We start from the raw sequence: 17,206 nt of genomic DNA, 5'->3' as shown, positions 1-17,206 counted from the left end.
CCGCAACTATAGCCAGTAATTCAGCGGTTCCCCTTATACCCTACTTTCGCTCTACCGAGCATAAAATTAAGCTTCAGCTCACAAGCTCTATGATAGAATAGCGCTGGGCTAATGTTGGCCTTTGCATCGGAGTGATAATTCCCCCCTTATGCTAACGCTTATCGTTATTGTATTGGTCGCCATCGGCGTCTCTTTTCTCTGTAGTGTGTTTGAAGCCGTGCTGCTTTCGGTAACGCCCAGCTATATCGCGTCGCAGCGCCAGTCCAACCCGGACGCTGCCGAACGTCTTCAAAAACAGAAAGACAATGTCGAATCTCCTCTGGTCGCCATTTTGACACTCAACACCATAGCCCATACCGTAGGTGCGGCCGTGGCCGGTGCCCAGGCCGCCAAAGTGTTTGGCGATGAGATGTTGGGGGTATTCTCCGGGGTACTGACCTTCCTCATTCTATTCTTTTCCGAAATCATCCCCAAAACCATAGGTGCCAACTACTGGCGAGCCATGGCCCCCAGTGTGTCTGTTGCCCTGGTGTGGATGGAACGCATCACCCTGCCGCTTATCTGGATGTCCAATAAGGTTACCCGTTTGCTCGGCAAAGGTGACTCTGGCCAGTATATCCGTCAGGAAATGAGCGCCATGGCCAAAATAGGCCATGAATCCGGTGAACTGGATGAACAGGAAAGCAAAATTCTGACTCAGATGCTGAGCGTCAAGGAGATGCCGGTTACCGCCATCATGACTCCAAGAACCGTGATGTTCACTCTGCCGGCCGCCCTGACTCAACATGAATTTGTCAGCCAGCATATCAATAAGCCTTTCACCCGGGTGCCTATTTTCGACAAGGATCACGACGACATTATAGGTTATGTCAATCGTACCGATGTGCTGCTGAGTGAACGGGATAACCCAGATGCGCCCCTAGGGAACCTCAAGCGCAATTTGGTGATAGTGCCGGAAACCGCCCGCATCCTGCCGCTGTTTGAACTGATGATCAAACGCAACGCTCAGATAGCCATGGTGGTTGACGAGTACGGCAGCGGTCAGGGGCTGGTGACACTGGAAGACATAATCGAATCCTTGCTGGGGCTGGAGATTGTCGATATTAACGACCCGGCCACCGACATGCAGCAACTGGCAAGGCGACTTTGGAAACGTCGCATGAAAGACAAAGGGATCCGCCTCTCGGATGACAGAGAGCCGGTCACTGACTCCCAAGGGCTCTGATTGCAGATTATTAATTCAGCGCTTTAACACAAATGTCATCCTAGTGGGAGATAGTGTGACAGGCTAACGACCCACCCATCAATACAGTCATCATTTTGGGGGAGCTTGAGCTCCCCCTTTTTCATCTGCCTCTGGAGGTGTACAATCCCCGCTCGCAGAATGAGGATGATATGCACACAGATTATGTTTTAAGACTTGCCCATCTCAACGATACCCACTCACACTTGGATCCCAGCCGGGTTCAGTTCAAGATTGACTCTCAGGGACGCGAGTTTGATCTTCACAGCCACAGTGGTGGCTACGCTCGGATCTCGGCTCAGGTCAAGGCCGCAAGAGACGCTGCCCAAGCACAAAACCAGCCTTTTATCCTGCTCCACGGCGGCGATTGTTTCCAGGGCACCTTGTATTACAGCCAGTTCAAAGGCCGGGCCAACGCCAAACTGCTAAAGATGTTGGCACCCGATGCCATGGTCATAGGCAACCATGATATTGACGATGGCAACGCTCTGCTGGCCGGTTTTATCAAAGAGGTCGGCTTCCCTGTGCTAGCGGCCAATATGGATCTCAGCGGCGAAGCTGAAGATAAGCCCGGGCGTCTTCGAGGGCTGGACAACCTCTATGATCTGGATACTACCTCAGGCATCGGCCGCTGCCTGATAAAACCTTTCCACGACAAGCAGCTGGCGATAGTTGGTATTACTCTGGATCAAATGAAAGCCATCGCCAGGCCGGATCCCGATACCGAATTTACCGATGCATTTGTCACTACCAGGAAGACTGTTGAAGCCCTCAGAGCCAAAGGCATAGTGCATATCATAGTGCTCAGTCACTTAGGGTTGGATCAAGACAGATTACTGGCCGAAACCATCCCTGGGATCAGCCTGATCGTCGGCGGCCACACCCATACCCTGATGGGTGATTTCCGCGGTTTTGGCCTGCCATGCCTGCCCTATGGTGAAAGCGTCAACGGCGTGCCTATCCTCCATGCCGGTAAACATGCCGAAACCCTGGGGCTCGCCGACATTCAGTTCGATGACGCGGGCCGGGTGACCCGACTCGAAGGCAGTAACATCTTTATGCTGGACCGTCAGTTTCTGCTGAGCGGCCCCCAGGCGGCCACCGAAGCCGACTATCAAGCCGCCAAGGCGATCTTGGAGCAACACCCAGGTATTCACTGGGATGATAACGATGAAGCCATGGAGCAAGTGATAGCCAACGAGTTCCGCCCGGCGATAAGCTGCATGGAAAATCAGGTGCTTGCCCTGGTATCCAAACCTCTGGTGCATACCCGTCTGCCAAGCCGCACCCTGCCCCACGGCAGTGAAATAGCCCCCTGGGTCAGCCGCAGTATGTTTCTGGAGTCCAGAGCCAAAGACCAAAGAGTAGACTTTGCGCTGCATAACGCCGGCGGCGTGCGTCAATCTGTGCCCCAAGGACAACTGACCAAAGCCGATGTGCTCGGGCGCCTGTTGCCGTTTGAATTGCCGCTGGTTAAATATGAAATCGCCGGGGAACACCTCTACCAGGCACTGGAGTCGGCCATCAACGCCGCCACCAACAACGGTGTGCGAGGTACCGGCGCCGGCAGTTTTCCCTATACCTATGGGCTGAGATATTTCTATGATGGCCGCAGACAGCAGGGAGAAAGACTATTCCGGCTGGAGCTGTTGCGGGCAAATGGCCTGTGGCAAGCGCTGGCACCAGAGCAGCATTATGTCGGGGTGTCCACCTGCTACACCACGGCCGGGAAAGAAGGCTATGAGCCTCTGCTGCAAGCCCGCTGGCAGGAGTCCATGCCATCACTGACATTGCCGGGCGCCTTCATCAACTTCCTGAAAAAGGCTCCCAAACTGGATGAGTTGCTATTGCCCCATGTGCACTATACCAGCCACAGAGCCGAAGCAGCCGGCGAATAAGCCTGCCACATTGAGCGCGGTTATCCCTCGCCCCTGTGCGGGCAAAGCAACCATTCAAGGCCATAAGCTCTGCTCCTAAACCCTGGTTGTAAGCCATTTTATAAACTGCTTTATAAACCTACCGCCTTCATAAACCTATGGTTCCATAAACCAACCGCTTCATAAACCAAAGTCACTGCCTTGCAGGCGCTCGGCAAACCAGCCAAGCGCCTTTCCCATCTCCCCTTTTCGCCAGGCCATATAGATGGGCAGCGAAGGCCTGGGCAAGGCCACTTCACGCTGCACCAACTCACCTTTGGCCAACGCATCCCGGATCAAATGCACAGGCAGAAAACCCACCCCTATTCCCATCTTCTGTGCGGTGATCTTGGCTTCCATCGACGACACCCGGATAAGCTGACGACTGTCAAACACCCCACAGGAGCGCTGACTCAAGGAGCGCGAGGTATCTGCCACTATGATAGATGGAAATTGCAACAAGGCTTCAGAAGCTATCTCAGTGTCAAATTGCGCCAAGGGATGCTCAGGCGCCACAACAAACACAAACTCCAGCTCACCAAGCTTTTGCAGTTCATACTGACCTCTTGGCAATTCACCTGTGACGCCTATGGCGATATCGGCGCGGTTGGAATAAAGCGCATCCCAGCCGCCGCCAAGGGCCTCATGGGTCACGCTGACGGTGAGCTGTTTACCCAGCTCAGTGAATTCTTTAATTAGTGAAAGCAGCGGTGCCTGCGGCAAAACCGTATCCAGCGCCAGGGTCAGTTGCGCCTCCCAACCGGTTTCCAATTGCCTCACGGCATCCTCAAGCCGGGCGGTGGCCGCCAGGATCTCCCGCCCCTGGGTCAACACCAAACGTCCCACTTCGGTAAGTTGAGCCCGAGTGCCCTTACGTTCAAATAATCTGCTTCCCAGCTCACTCTCCAGCTTTTGAACCTGATAGGTCAAGGCAGATGGCACCTTGAAAAGCGCCTCGGCCGCTGCCGAGAAACTGCCTTTTCTATCTATAGCATCCAATACTTTAAGCGCATCCAGGCTAATGACAGAGTGCATGACAAAACCTATGTTCAATTTTTTTGAAGTTCAATGTCAAAATGTTCCGATTTTCAGCCGCAAAGGTCAAGAATAAACTGCACAGTAACTGGACAGGAAAGCCTATCCACCCTATTCAAATTCATTGAGGACACCATTATGAAACACCTGATAATAAAACTGCTCCGCACCGATGCCGGTTTCGCGCCTCTGGCGCTGCGCCTGCCTATAGGTATCACTTTTATGGCTCACGGCGCCCAGAAGCTCTTTGGCTGGTTCGGCGGTTACGGCCTGGAAGGCACTGGACAATGGATGACCTCTATCGGCCTGACTCCCGGATATTTGATGGCGCTGATGGCCGGTTCCAGTGAGTTTTTCGGCGGTCTGCTGCTTATCACAGGTTTGCTGATTCGCCCCACTTCCGCGGTGTTGGCCTTCACCATGCTGATGGCGATAGTCACAGTGCACCTGGACAACGGTTTGTTTATGTCCAACAACGGTTACGAGTTTGGTCTGGCATTGCTGGCCGCCACTGTATCCCTGGCGATTTCCGGCGCCGGTAAACTGTCCGTCGACAACATGATTGCCAGCAAGACACATTAATTCTTGTGAAGCACACATCTTGCTTTAAGCCATTCACTGCTTACAGGCCTTGCATCTTGACCTGTAAGTCTGTGAAGAGCACATAAAAGACTTGTCTGCACCTTCCCAGCAGGAGAACTGAATTATGATTTATGTACGTCATGCCGATGAGCGCGGCCGGGCCGACTTCGGCTGGCTCAGGAGCCAACACAGTTTTTCATTCGGCAACTATTACGATCCAAGGTTTATGGGGGTCTCGGCCCTGAGGGTCATCAATGATGACAGAGTCGCACCAAGCGCCGGTTTTGATACCCACGGCCACAAGGATATGGAGATCATCAGCTATGTGATTTCCGGCACCATAGCCCATAAAGACAGCTTTGGTCATGTGAAAACCCTGCCGGCCGGTGAGTTCCAACTTATGTCTGCCGGGTCGGGGATCTATCACAGTGAGTACAATGCCTCGGCAACTGAACCACTGCATTTCTTGCAGATCTGGATCCAACCGAGCAGCCAGGGTGGCACCCCGGGTTATCAGCAAAAAGCCTTTGCCCAGAGTTCGGCCCTGACCCCGGTCGTCACTCCCGATGGCCGCGATGGCACCCTGTCCATCAAACAGGACGCCAGCGTCTACCGCCTGGAGCTGACCGCTGCCGAGCAGACAAGCTTCAAGCTGGCAAAGGGACGTAACTTTTATGCTCAAGTGGTGGAAGGAGAGCTGCAATTGGCGGGTGAAACCCTGCAAAGTGGCGATGGCATTCACATCAACGAACTTGAGGAGTTTGCCATTAAGGCCAGCAACAAGCGTGCCGTAGCCCTGGTGTTTGATTTGCCATAACAAGCAGCATTTCTTGGCGTTTGTCCATAGGCCGCCTTGGTACTTCACTTGGGTGATTTTCCAGGGCGGCTTGGGTTATAACGGCAGCTGCATACTGAAATTGGTCAGCACTTCCCCGTGACGTTGATGCTGATTGCGCTTCAAGGTTGTAAAGCCCTGCTTGCCGAAAAACGCTTTGGCATAGAAAGAAGCCTCTACCCTCAAACACTGCACCCCGGAATCGACGGCGTATCTCAATAGCTGCCGGTAGAGCTCGGCGGCAATCCCCCGGCGCTGGGCCTTGGGGTGAGTAAAAAGGCAGTCTATCTCGGCTTCACCCGGCACATTCAAAGGCTTTAGGTTAATAAATCCGAGCAAATTGCGACCATCTTCGGCAACCCAGAGCGCCGTCCCCTGCAAACGATTCCGCCACTCATCTTCGCTGCGCTGTGCAGGCGACCAAGCTTGGCATTGCGCCTGGCTGTATTGCTCAGTACTGGCGTTTACCACCAGATGAAACAGCTCGGCGATGGCCGCGCTGTCCTCGGGGCGACCTTGGCGAACAATAAAGCCGTGCTCGGCTTGAATGGGCGTTGGTGAAATCATAGGCGGCTTAGCTTTCGTGCTCCAAAGGCGGCAGTATCAGCTTCATAAAGTAGCTGCCGAACATTTGACCGGATTTTTCCTGGTAGCTCTTGTGACGCAAACGAAACCCGGCGCGTTCAAACACAGGTTTGGACAGCGCCGAAGCATCTGTTGTCAGGTGATGATAGCCTTGGGTAAGTGCCCACTTCTTGGCGGCTTCAATCAAGGATGATGCAACACCCTGACGCTGGCTATCGGGTGCCACATAAAGGCAGGCTATGTAACCTCGCTCACGGAAGGTGGTCTCCAGCAACACAAAGCCCACACATAGAGGACTTTGCTCACAGCCCTTGAGCATCACCCAGGCCTGAGCCCGTTTGAGCCTTAGCTGCCAGTATCGCCCTGAGCGCGGCGCCGCCGACCAAGCCAGACGCTGAGCCGCACTATAGCGGGCATCATCTATGGCAGTAACGGCACTGTGGTACAGATTGGCTATCTGCTCCCCCAAGTGCCTGTGACGAGAATGAGAGTAAACCTCTACCCGCAACATGAGAATTGGTACCAACACAGTTGAATTGCAGGCATTTTGCCCGACATTTGTGCTCAGGCAAAGCCCTTAAGCGCAAATAAAAAAAAGCCGCGAACAGAGTCGCGACTTTAACAGAGAGTGGATGAAATCACTTCTTATCGATTTCACCAACAAACATCAGCTTGTCAAAAGTCCGGTTGAGGGTCTTGCTGGTGAAGTTGTTCATCCACATCTGCTCGGTAACCTGCACCTTATCACCCTTGGCCACAGCTACCTGAGGGCCTGCCGCCCAAAAGGTCTTATCGGCTTCTTTAATCTGCACATAGGTATAACCGCCACTGTTCATGGTGTCGACCACTGTGCCTTCATGTACCGCACCTTGTGCCCAGGCTGAAGATATACCCAGAGCCAAAGCCGCGGTCGCCAAGATCTTTGCCAATTTTGCCATTGTCTGTTGCTTCCTGTTGTCGTTGGAAATACTACGCCATTAAAACATGTGTTATTTCATAAATCGCTAATAGGGTTCACACTTTTGACAGCTTCAAGGACGCAGCAAGGGCCGCAGCATAGACTCAAGACCATTGAGCTTCACCTCATAGATAAGCGCCAATTGCTGCCCAAGTTTGCCCTCAGGGAACCCCTTGGAGTGAAACCACACCAGATAAGGCTCGGGAAGCTCCAATAACTTGCGTCCGGCGTACTTGCCAAAAGGCATGGTCTGATTAATCGCTTCCAACAACTGCTGTTCCGGCTGCATCTTCTCTCCGTTTCAGGCTAAAGTTGCCAGTATACTCCGGAAAAGTAAACTTGAGTGGAAAGCCTGCCAATCTGCATTGCTCATCCGGAAAGCAGTATTAATCAAGTTTGAACGAACAAAGATGAAAATTGGTGAACTGGCTCAGAAAACCGGCCTGGCACCCTCGCAGATCCGCTTCTATGAAAGTATGGGGCTGCTGAAAACCGTCAACGTAAAGCCAATGGTTATCGCAGCTATCCTCCCGAGGGCAAAATGATAGCCGATGCAAATGGAGGCTAAATCAGACCTTTATAGATATTCCGCTGACATCAGGAGCGCCTCAAGGCGCATATCTGCTGAACAGGGCCTGGGGGCAGCAAGAGAAATCGCCAACCTTTTTCTGGGGGAAATTCAGCAAAGTATAGGCGACCCACTGCACAAATAACTGCCGACTTGATAACTCAACCAACGCAGCGTTAGCCTGGTCCCAAACAGAGAGGCAGGCTTTCAATTCAACCTACGCTTCTCAGCCAAAGATTTCCCGGCACACTGTGGCCGCCTGGCTTGAACCCCAGGCGCTGCGCCAGGACTTCGTCCCCCGGAAGCACTTCCAGCATCAGTTGCCATTTAGGCGAGCCCAGAAGCGATAATCGCTCAATGACTGTCTCCAACAAAAAGCTGTCGAGTCCAAGATGGCGAAACTCAGGCAACACCAGAAAATCCTGTAGCAGATAGTGTCCCGGCTCCCGACAGGATCCAGCTGCTGAGCCACTTCGCACCAAAGCCAGCGCCACCAGTTGTCCCTCCTGCAAATTTTCCCCACCGGAGCTTTCCCTGATACATAAGGACAGCAGCGGCTTGGCAGGCAAACAACTGTCGTCCAAGCCATGCACAGGCAGGCCAGCCCTGTCTCTAAGCAACAAGAGTTCATGGATTGCCAGACAACACTCTGCAACTTCAAAGCGACTGGTCTGGTTGAGTACTTGGCCCATAAATGCCTCCTTGCATAAATGCAGATGGTTGGAACGTCCAGATAAAAGTCTGGGGAGTATCCCAACATGGCAGAGTTCTGTGGCAAAGAAATGACAGTTGCTAAGCTCACCGAGCGGCATAAAGTAATAAAAGACTACTCCCTGCTCGGCCCATAGACACCCCAAGCGTTTGATTAACAGCCCAATCGACAAAGATCACATTTATTTATATCTTTTAAATCTAAAAAAAAACTTTTAATTCCTATATATAGTATTGGCGACGTCATAAAAGAGACTCTGGTGGTTCGGTTCCGGGCACAGTTCAGTTTTAACAAATAAATGACGCGGCAACATTTCTTTAACGATATAATTTTATTGATAATTTCTCCGGCTCCCTTACTCATAGATAGCACCGCCATTATTACGACAACCCAAGGGGCAACGCCAAAAACATGACGCGGCAAAATCAATAAAAATCAATAAAAATCATCAAGTTGACCAAAAACAATTTAACTTTTACATTTGTTTTACCGTTCACTGTTCACCTCCGTCAGCGACAGCCTTGGAGAGCCTTAAAGCAACGACACGGTAAACATCAAGTTGGGAACACTCCCGAACAAAGGAAAGTTGTAAGCCATCAGGGAAAGAGCAAATAACTTAAGAAGCAAGCTTTCAGAGGGCAAGACAATGATCATACTCGTTGGCGGTGAAAAGGGGGGCAGCGGCAAGAGCTGCCTGGCACAAAACATTGCCGTTTTTCTCACTGTGGAATGTGGCGCATCGGTGATCATGGTGGATTGCGACCCTCAGCGAACCACCTCGGACTGGATCCAGGCCCGCAACAACGACAGCAAGCTAGCCGGGATCAACTGTGTTCAACTCTATGGCAAAATTCGCAACGATCTGCTGAGCCTGGAGCAACATTATGACTATGTGATAGTCGATTGCGGTGGTCAGGACAACCTGGCGCTGCGTGCCACCATGTCAGTGGCCTCCCATGTACTTATGCCCCTCAGGCCCAAGCGCCGCGATCTCAAGACGGTTAGCCATATGGATGATATAGTCGCCACCTGCATGATGATAAACCCCAAAATGCGCGCCTCTTTTGTTATCACCCAATGTCCTAACCTACCCAATCAGGCCAGCCGTATTCTCGAGGCCAAGGAAGTCTGTAAAACCTACGATATCAATGTACTGGATGCTATCACCTACAGCCGTAACATCTATGACGACAGTGAAGAGTCCGGCCGTTCGGTAATCGAATTCGACCCCAAGGGTAAGGCCGCCAGCGAGATCCGTGCCATCGCCTGCGAAATGCTGCAGGCACAGAATGCCACTGAGATCCGCAGCCGTCTGATGACCAACCAACTCAACAGCATGAGGACTCAGTATGGGACTGGCCGATCTGAAGAAAAACGTTACGCCATCTGAGGCCGATGCCCGTAAGCGTATGTTGGCCATGCAATCCCTCGATGAGTTTATCGACGGCGCCATCTATTACGCCATGGGACAAACACAGCAAGCGGCGGCCACTATGCCGGTTGAACAGCGGTATTCCAATGCAGCTTCCACCAATCAGGAAGCGACTCAGCAAAAGCTGATACCCAAACGCCGCCACGAACCTTTTCGCAAGGCGACTTTTACCCTGAGTGAAGCGGCCATCAGTCACCTGGCCGAAATGGCCAGCGACTGTGATATTGCCAAGTCACGCCTGATACGTTTGCTTATCAAGCATCATCACAGCCTGGCGCCGCGAGAGCGCCGCGAGTTGGAGCAGAAGTTTATGCCGGACTAACTCTTTCCCTTGAACTGCGTGGACTGTTTGACACTCCCACCCTTTGCTGACAGCCGATAACAGGTTTCAACCTCTTTGCTGTCAGCTTTTTTTTGCTTGTTTTTCATGCGCCGAGCTTGAGTTATTCCCACTGAGCCCCCACAGATCGGATTAGACGCTTTAGCCATGGAGCCGGATCATGCTGGCCATTCTAATCACCCTTACCGCCGGCGCCAGCGCCATAGGCTGGATCCTCAGCCAATCCTGGCGGGATCGCAGACGCAGAAACAAAATACGCGCCAAGCCTTTTCCCAAGGAATGGCGCACTATTCTGAAAAAACGTATGCCCTATTTCCGTTCCCTGCCCAGTGACTTGCAACTGCAGCTCAAGAAACACATCCAGGTATTTCTGGCAGAAAAACAGTTTGTCGGTTGCGATGGGTTGGAGATAGATGATGAAATCCGCGTGACCATAGCCGCGCAAGCCTGTCTCTTGTTGCTCAATCGCCAAACCGACTATTACCCTAACCTGAGACAAATTCTGGTGTACCCATCGGCCTTTATTGTTCGCCAGCAGCAGCGGGATGCCAATGGCCTGGAATGGCACAGCCAAAGGTTATTGGCGGGAGAATCCTGGGGTCAGGGGAAGGTCGTCCTTTCCTGGCAGAATACTCTGGATGACGCCGCCGATCCGGCAGACGGCCGGAATGTCGTGATCCATGAGTTTGCCCATCAACTGGATCAGGAAGCAGGTGATGCCAATGGCGCTCCCAGACTCGGTGAGTTCAACGCCTACCCTGTGTGGTCGCAGGTTTTGGGGCAGGAGTTTGCCAAACTGCAGGCTCAGGCCGCCAGTGGTGAGCCGAGCCTATTCAGTTACTACGGCGCCACTAATCCGGCCGAATTCTTTGCCGTAATAAGCGAAGTGTTCTTTGAGCAACCGCAACAGATGAAAGCTGATTATCCAGAACTTTACCAGGAGCTGAGCCGCTTCTATCGTCTCGATCCCCTGAATTGGCAGTAGATCCCCCTTGCAACTGCACAATTGTACGCTTCCCCCACTCCTTTGGCTCACATCTTGTACCCAATTGGGTTAAGCTGGGACAGATAATAAAAAAATTATAATGGGAAACATTATGTTGTACCTTAAACCTCTGTTGCTGACTACAGCGCTGCTGCTACCAATTTACGGCCATTCAGCCTTGGCAAATAGCCCGCAAGCCGGTAATCAAAACGGCCAGGAGCAAACCGGCCAACCCAATGAAAACCAAGCTCAGGCCGCTTCGGTATTGGATAAGCTGCACATAAGTGCCGCCAATGCCGACTGGGACAGCTACTTTAGCCTCTTCAGCCCCGATGCGGGGTTTATTGGTACAGATGCCAGTGAATACTGGAATATGGTTGAATTTGAGCAGTATGCCCGTGCCACCAAGGGCTGGACTTACCAAAGTTTCTCGCGCCGCTTGGTGCAGCACGGCGATGTGATAGTGTTCGATGAACTGCTGGACAGCCAGTCCTATGGGCTTGGACGGGGCACTGGCACGCTTGTCAAAACTGAACAAGGCTGGCAAATACTGCAGTACAGTCTGAGTTTCCCGATTCCCAACGCCCTGGCGCCCAGAATTACCGATCAGATAAAGCTGTATCGCAAAAAGCAGCCGGCCGAGCTAAATAAATCAGTGCCTGAAGGCAACTGAGAAACAGATATTGGCCAGCTGTACAAAGTGACTAAAACTATCAAAGTCGTCGGGATAAATATCCCGGCCAGAACTGGCTCTGTCAGCGTAATAGACGCCTATCACCTTATTATCCACCTGTAACGGTGCCAGCAAAAAACCACTGGCGGGGACTTTTCTCGCCAGTTGTTCACCGAGCACGGCTTGATCAGCGCCCTCGCCCTGCCAGACAAGGCGCTGATTTTCGATGCAATCCTTCAGCAAAGTACCACGGCCTTCCAGTTCAAGAACAAAGTCATTTCTCATCTCCTCGGCGCCGTCTCCAAGCGCGACCCTCGGCTGCAACATGCGCCTGCTCGGTGACAGCAAGAGCACGACGCAGCGGTCAAGACCAATACCCTCAAGTATTCCCTCCAATGCCGTGGTCACTACCTTATTGAAATCAGTCTTCTCGACGGCAAAGCCAGTCAGCTCTCTGAGTTTCTTAAGCTGGAACGCAAGATTTGCCTCGCGCACCACAACCTCAGTCCCCCTCTCCTGCGGCAGCAACAGATCTGTGTCCGGCAGATACTCGATAAGCACCTTGGCGCCATAGGCTTCGGCCAACTTAACAGTAGCGTTGGAGCAGCGAAGGACCCGGCCACGAAACTCATCTGTATCCAGCTTAAGCATATCGGCGGCTTGTTTAAGGCGCCGTTCCAGCTCCTCGGGTTTGAGTGCGGCTCCGGCCAGCGCTTCACTGAGTTTATTGGCCAGAAAAATACTGCGAATTTCCGGCGTGCGTTCATCGGGATTGCTGAGCGACTTGCACAAGAGCTCACCCAGGCCCCAACTGCGGGCCAGCCCCTGGCTGAGCTGATTGAATGAAGCCCCGAGCGCCTCGCGCACCAGATTGAGCCTATTTACGGCATCGCTCTCGGCGCTGAGGGCTGAATCCAGCTCCTCGGCCAGCTCGGCTCCCGTGCTCCAAAAGGCACTCTCACCCAAGTGATAGAGCAGCGCGGCGATAAACACCTCTTCCTGCAACTCCTCATCGTAACCATCGAGCATCATCTTGGCCAACATGGCGGCCTGAAACGCCAGGGCCATCAGCTTCAGTAACCTTTGATAAACCGAGGGAGTCAGATTTTTGCTTTCCAGCAAACTGGAGAGGAGCTTGGCAGTAATGCAAATATTGCGAATGGTGTCGAACCCCAATACCACGGCAGCGCGGCTGACCGTAGTGACAGGGCTTATTCCCTTGTTATAGATGGCACTGTTGGCCACCCGCAAAATACGGGAAGTGAGCGCATTGTCGTGCATTATGCTGCGCCCCAGAATCGCCATGGAGGACACATCGTCCTTGGCGAGTTTTTCCAACGTCCTTATTGTTGAGCAAAGTGCGGGCATTTCCTGATCACTGATCCTGCGGGTCCAGTAATCCATCCCCTTGTTGGCTGATTTCAAATACGACTCAACTCTTTCAGGTATTGGCCCAGCGGTGGGCTTGAGAATGGAACTCTTGTTATGAATAAAGCACAAACTTCAAAGAAATAACACAATTACAACAAAAAAAGGCGACTCAATGAGTCGCCAAAACACAAGCAACAAGGCTCAAATGACTGGGAAGTCACAAATTACCCCCGAAAATGGCGTAGGTTCATTTCCGGGGAAGTGGCGCCCGAGGACGCCAACACAGGGGATTAAAACTGCTCTTCTTCGGTCGAACCGCTCAGAGCCGTGACAGAGGACTGGCCGCCCTGGATAACATTGGTCACCTGATCAAAGTAACCTGTACCCACTTCCTGCTGATGCGCCACAAAGGTATATCCCTTCTGCGCAGCAGCGAATTCGGCTTCCTGAACCTTCTCAACATAGTGCTTCATGCCTTCGCCACGGGCATAGTCGTAGGCGAGATCGAACATGTTGTACCACATGTTGTGAATACCGGCCAAAGTGATGAACTGGTACTTGTAGCCCATGTTGGCAAGCTCCTGTTGGAACTTGGCAATGGTGGCGTCATCCAGGTTCTTCTTCCAGTTGAACGAAGGTGAACAGTTATAGGCCAACAGTTGATCCGGATACTGGGCATGGATGGCTTCGGCAAAGCGACGCGCCTCTTCCAGATCCGGCTTGGCGGTTTCACACCAGATAAGGTCGGCATAAGGTGCGTAGGCAAGCCCGCGGGAAATAGCCTGATCCAAACCAGCTTTCACCCGGTAGAAACCTTCCTGGGTACGCTCTCCGGTGATGAAGTCGCGATCATAGGGGTCGCAATCTGAGGTCAGCAGATCAGCGGCGTTGGCATCGGTACGGGCAATCACCAGAGTATCCACTCCGGATACGTCGGCTGCCAGACGGGCCGCCACCAGCTTCTGTACCGCTTCCTGAGTCGGCACCAAAACCTTACCGCCCATGTGACCACATTTTTTCACCGAGGCCAGCTGATCTTCGAAGTGCACCCCGGCGGCGCCGGCATCTATCATGGACTTCATCAGCTCATAGGCGTTCAGTACGCCACCGAATCCGGCTTCGGCATCGGCCACAATCGGCAGGAAGTAATCGACATAACCCTCATCTTCCGGGTTTTTACCCTGGTTCCACTGGATCTGATCGGCGCGGCGGAAGGAGTTATTTATTCGCCCCACCACGGCAGGCACGGAGTTGGCCGGATAGAGTGACTGATCCGGATACATGGTGCCCGCCAGGTTGGCATCGGCCGCCACCTGCCAGCCTGAGAGGTAGATAGCCTCGATACCCGCCTTGGCCTGCTGCACGGCCTGACCGCCGGTCAAAGCCCCGAGAGAGTTGACATAACCCTTCTTGGCGCCGCCGTTAACCAGCTCCCACAACTTGGCTGCGCCGCGCTTGGCGATGGTGTTTTCAGGAACCACTGAACCGCGCAATGCCACAACTTCTTCGGCGGTAAATGGACGGCGAACGCCCTGCCAACGTGGATTTTCAGCCCAATCCTTTTTCAAAGCTTCTATCTGCGCCTGACGTGAATTCTGTGTTGCCTTGGTCATTTTGACTCTCCTTCGTAGGGTAATTTGGCAGCCACCCAGCCCCCGCGGGCGGCCGCCGTTAATGGTTATGGGGTTATCGGGTAAGCAGCTCGTAGCCCGGCAAGGTCAGGAAAGTCACCAGCTCATCGGCTGTGGTGATCTCTTCCAATAAGCTTGCTGCCTGCTTGAATTGGCCGTTATCGAAACGCTCGCTGCCGAGCTCTTCACGCACATTGGCCAACTCCTCTTTCAACATGGCGCTGAATAGTGCCTTGGTCACCGGCTTGCCGTTGGAAAGCTTTTGCCCGTGCTGGATCCATTGCCAGATAGAGGCGCGGCTGATTTCCGCTGTGGCTGCGTCTTCCATCAAGCCATAGATGGGCACACAACCATTGCCGCCAATCCAGGCTTCTATGTACTGCAGTGCAATACGGATATTGAGTCGCATCCCCTCTTCGGTGCGCTCACCATCACAGGGTTTGAGCAGCTCGGCCGCCAGGATGGGTGCGTCCACATCGCGGGTGATATGCAGCTGGTTGGCGTGCTCTTCACCTATATATTCGTTGAAAATCCCCATGGCGGTATCGGCCAGGCCAGGGTGCGCCACCCAGGTGCCGTCATGGCCGTTTCGGGCCTCAAGCTCTTTGTCCTTGCGAACCCGCTCCAGCACCTGGGCATTGGTTTGCGGATCCTTGGCGGGAATAAAGGCTGCCATGCCGCCCATCGCTAGGGCGCCGCGCTTGTGGCAGGTCTTGATCAGCAGGCGTGAATAGGCGCTGAGAAACGGCTTATCCATGGTCACTTGTTGGCGGTCCGGCAAAATACGATCGGGATGCTTCTTCAAGGTTTTGATATAGCTGAAAATGTAATCCCAACGGCCACAATTGAGCGCCACTATGTTGGAGCGCAGCTCATAGAGGATCTCCTCCATCTCGAACACGGCCGGCAGCGTTTCAATCAGACAGGTGCACTTGATGGTGCCGCTCTGCAGGCAGAAACGCTCTTCGGCGAAGGCAAACACCTTGGCCCACCAGCGCGCCTCAAGATGGCTCTCGAGCTTGGGAATATAGAAGTAAGGTCCGCTACCCTTGGCTAGCAGTTGGCGATAGTTATGGTAGAAGTACAAAGCAAAGTCGAATAAGCAGCCGGGAATAGGCTTACCGTTGAATTCGACATGCGCCTCCGGCAGGTGCAGCCCCCGCACCCTGGCAATCAATACCGCGGGGTTGGCCTGCAATTGATAGTGTTTGCCGGTTTCCGGCGCGGTGAAGTCAATTTCACCGCGGACGGCGTCACGCAGATTGATTTGACCCTCGACCACCTTCTGCCAGCTGGGTGCCAGCGAATCTTCGAAGTCAGCCATAAAGACTTTTACATTGGCGTTGAGCGCATTGATGATCATCTTGCGATCCACAGGCCCGGTGATCTCGACCCGTCTATCTTTAAGATCCGCCGGTATACCGCGAATTTGCCAATCACCATCTCGAATGGCTCGGGTTTGCGGTAAAAAGTCCGGCAACTCGCCATCGTCTATCCGCTGCTGACGTTGCTCACGCTTTTCCAACAAGCTGGTCACTTCCGGAGCAAACTCCCGACACAGAGCCTCGAGGAAGTTGAGCGCACCTTCAGTAAAAAGGCTCTGCTGCTGTGGTATTTCGGCCCCCTTTATACTGAGCCCTTGCTGTGCGACTGTCTCTGCTATCATGCTGCTGTCTCCCTGGATGGCAGATAAGGCTGCCAAACCCTGCAAATGTTCGTTTCGTACTAAAACCTATCGATAAACATTTGTATTTGCAACAGTCGACATGTCTAAAAAAACGTCAAAACATAGGCTTTAACTTGACTCAAAATTGGTATGACCAAGCCAAAAGCCAAAGAGCAATTGATTGTTTTTAGAATAAAAAATATTAAACCACAAAGACTCATGCTGCAGGTTACAGAAAAATGTCAGACAACTTGACCACACAAACGACAAAGTAATTTATTACGTAATTAAATAACAAAAAGGAAAAATTAATTTCCACAAAATATCATTAAAACTTAGGTCTAATCCGCGAATATCCGTTTCGAACTCTCGTCAGGGTCAACTTCAAATAACCAACAAAAATAAATAGTTAACAATAATGCAACCGTGATGGATATTAAACGAGCGTTTAATTCTAACCTTTACGTAAAGGTTAGAATTAAATGTGATCGAGATCCGTTTTTCACGACTTGCGTATAGTGATCAACACAGGCCAACTCTTTGGTCAGCAGCAATAAAAAAACGATTTTTTTTAAATTTTTTTCAAAAACTTGCCTATTTTGCTCCCGAAACAGGATCCAAGTGACTTAGTCAAAAAATATCCACTCGGTTGACACAGTTTGAAACTTTTGTTG

18 protein-coding genes are annotated in these 17,206 nt (G+C 52.4%); 9 read left to right on the top strand and 9 right to left on the bottom strand.

Annotation, left to right across the window (positions count from 1 at the left end; all coding sequences use genetic code 11):
• Positions 1–148: 148 nt before the first annotated feature.
• Positions 149–1,225, top strand: coding sequence for a CNNM domain-containing protein (locus tag WKR14_RS07470; RefSeq protein WP_039035077.1), 1,077 nt, complete (start codon positions 149–151; stop codon positions 1,223–1,225).
• A 170-nt stretch (positions 1,226–1,395) separates the two neighbouring features.
• Positions 1,396–3,141 carry a bifunctional metallophosphatase/5'-nucleotidase gene (locus WKR14_RS07465; protein ID WP_339087576.1) on the top strand — a complete coding sequence of 582 codons (1,746 nt, stop codon included), beginning with the start codon at positions 1,396–1,398 and terminating at the stop codon, positions 3,139–3,141.
• A gap of 159 nt (positions 3,142–3,300) precedes the next feature.
• Here the strand turns inward: WKR14_RS07465 and WKR14_RS07460 are convergent, their stop codons facing one another.
• Positions 3,301–4,194 (bottom strand): LysR family transcriptional regulator, encoded by an 894-nt coding sequence (locus WKR14_RS07460; protein ID WP_101095786.1) that lies wholly within the window; start codon positions 4,192–4,194, stop codon positions 3,301–3,303.
• Between the two features lie 138 nt (positions 4,195–4,332).
• Between WKR14_RS07460 and WKR14_RS07455 the strand changes: the two genes are divergently transcribed.
• Positions 4,333–4,776: a DoxX family protein gene (locus tag WKR14_RS07455; protein ID WP_165564854.1), complete on the top strand. Its 444-nt coding sequence runs from the start codon at positions 4,333–4,335 to the stop codon at positions 4,774–4,776.
• A 124-nt stretch (positions 4,777–4,900) separates the two neighbouring features.
• Positions 4,901–5,593, top strand: a complete 693-nt coding sequence (locus tag WKR14_RS07450) for a pirin family protein (RefSeq protein ID WP_339087574.1) — start codon at positions 4,901–4,903, stop codon at positions 5,591–5,593.
• Positions 5,594–5,668: 75 nt separating this feature from the next.
• Here WKR14_RS07450 and WKR14_RS07445 read toward each other — a convergent pair whose 3' ends face one another.
• The 4 genes from WKR14_RS07445 to WKR14_RS07430 form a co-directional block, all read right to left on the bottom strand.
• Positions 5,669–6,178 (bottom strand): GNAT family N-acetyltransferase, encoded by a 510-nt coding sequence (locus WKR14_RS07445; protein WP_339087573.1) that lies wholly within the window; start codon positions 6,176–6,178, stop codon positions 5,669–5,671.
• A gap of 7 nt (positions 6,179–6,185) precedes the next feature.
• On the bottom strand, positions 6,186–6,725 hold the full coding sequence (locus WKR14_RS07440; protein ID WP_224866739.1) for a GNAT family N-acetyltransferase: 540 nt from the start codon (positions 6,723–6,725) through the stop codon (positions 6,186–6,188).
• 109 nt (positions 6,726–6,834) lie between these two features.
• Positions 6,835–7,134, bottom strand: a complete 300-nt coding sequence (locus WKR14_RS07435) for a hypothetical protein (RefSeq protein ID WP_039035081.1) — start codon at positions 7,132–7,134, stop codon at positions 6,835–6,837.
• Positions 7,135–7,227: 93 nt separating this feature from the next.
• Positions 7,228–7,443, bottom strand: a complete 216-nt coding sequence (locus WKR14_RS07430) for a DUF3820 family protein (RefSeq protein ID WP_028779188.1) — start codon at positions 7,441–7,443, stop codon at positions 7,228–7,230.
• A 121-nt stretch (positions 7,444–7,564) separates the two neighbouring features.
• On the opposite strand from WKR14_RS07430, the gene WKR14_RS07425 reads away from it, so the two are divergent.
• The gene (locus WKR14_RS07425; RefSeq protein ID WP_229839789.1) at positions 7,565–7,699 is read left to right on the top strand and encodes a MerR family DNA-binding transcriptional regulator; all 135 of its coding nucleotides are present in this window, start codon (positions 7,565–7,567) and stop codon (positions 7,697–7,699) included.
• Between the two features lie 235 nt (positions 7,700–7,934).
• Here WKR14_RS07425 and WKR14_RS07420 read toward each other — a convergent pair whose 3' ends face one another.
• Positions 7,935–8,414 (bottom strand): GNAT family N-acetyltransferase, encoded by a 480-nt coding sequence (locus WKR14_RS07420; protein ID WP_101056219.1) that lies wholly within the window; start codon positions 8,412–8,414, stop codon positions 7,935–7,937.
• 666 nt (positions 8,415–9,080) lie between these two features.
• Between WKR14_RS07420 and WKR14_RS07415 the strand changes: the two genes are divergently transcribed.
• The 4 genes from WKR14_RS07415 to WKR14_RS07400 all read left to right on the top strand — a co-directional run bounded on the left by WKR14_RS07415 (position 9,081) and on the right by WKR14_RS07400 (position 11,864).
• Complete coding sequence (locus WKR14_RS07415) at positions 9,081–9,824, top strand: AAA family ATPase (protein WP_101056220.1); 744 nt, start codon at positions 9,081–9,083, stop codon at positions 9,822–9,824.
• Positions 9,784–10,188, top strand: coding sequence for a CopG family transcriptional regulator (locus tag WKR14_RS07410; RefSeq protein ID WP_101056221.1), 405 nt, complete (start codon positions 9,784–9,786; stop codon positions 10,186–10,188). Before WKR14_RS07415 ends, WKR14_RS07410 begins: the two co-directional genes overlap by 41 nt.
• A 178-nt stretch (positions 10,189–10,366) precedes the next feature.
• The gene (locus WKR14_RS07405; RefSeq protein ID WP_101056222.1) at positions 10,367–11,191 is read left to right on the top strand and encodes a zinc-dependent peptidase; all 825 of its coding nucleotides are present in this window, start codon (positions 10,367–10,369) and stop codon (positions 11,189–11,191) included.
• A 112-nt stretch (positions 11,192–11,303) separates the two neighbouring features.
• Entirely contained in the window at positions 11,304–11,864 is a 561-nt protein-coding gene (locus WKR14_RS07400) for a nuclear transport factor 2 family protein (protein WP_335923186.1), read from the top strand.
• Here the strand turns inward: WKR14_RS07400 and WKR14_RS07395 are convergent.
• The 3 genes from WKR14_RS07395 to aceB form a co-directional block, all read right to left on the bottom strand.
• Positions 11,844–13,268: an HDOD domain-containing protein gene (locus WKR14_RS07395; RefSeq protein WP_339087736.1), complete on the bottom strand. Its 1,425-nt coding sequence runs from the start codon at positions 13,266–13,268 to the stop codon at positions 11,844–11,846. The two genes, WKR14_RS07400 and WKR14_RS07395, sit on opposite strands and share 21 nt — an antisense overlap.
• Before the next feature lie 257 nt (positions 13,269–13,525).
• Complete coding sequence (gene aceA, locus WKR14_RS07390) at positions 13,526–14,848, bottom strand: isocitrate lyase (protein WP_028779181.1); 1,323 nt, start codon at positions 14,846–14,848, stop codon at positions 13,526–13,528.
• A 73-nt stretch (positions 14,849–14,921) separates the two neighbouring features.
• A complete protein-coding gene (gene aceB / locus WKR14_RS07385) occupies positions 14,922–16,532 on the bottom strand; it encodes a malate synthase A (protein WP_101056226.1) in 1,611 nt (536 codons plus the stop codon).
• Positions 16,533–17,206: the final 674 nt, after the last annotated feature.

Origin of the sequence: Shewanella chilikensis (assembly GCF_037953065.1) — a bacterium.
Classification (GTDB): Bacteria; Pseudomonadota; Gammaproteobacteria; order Enterobacterales; family Shewanellaceae; genus Shewanella; species Shewanella chilikensis.
This window is presented reverse-complemented; position numbering and strand designations above follow the sequence as displayed.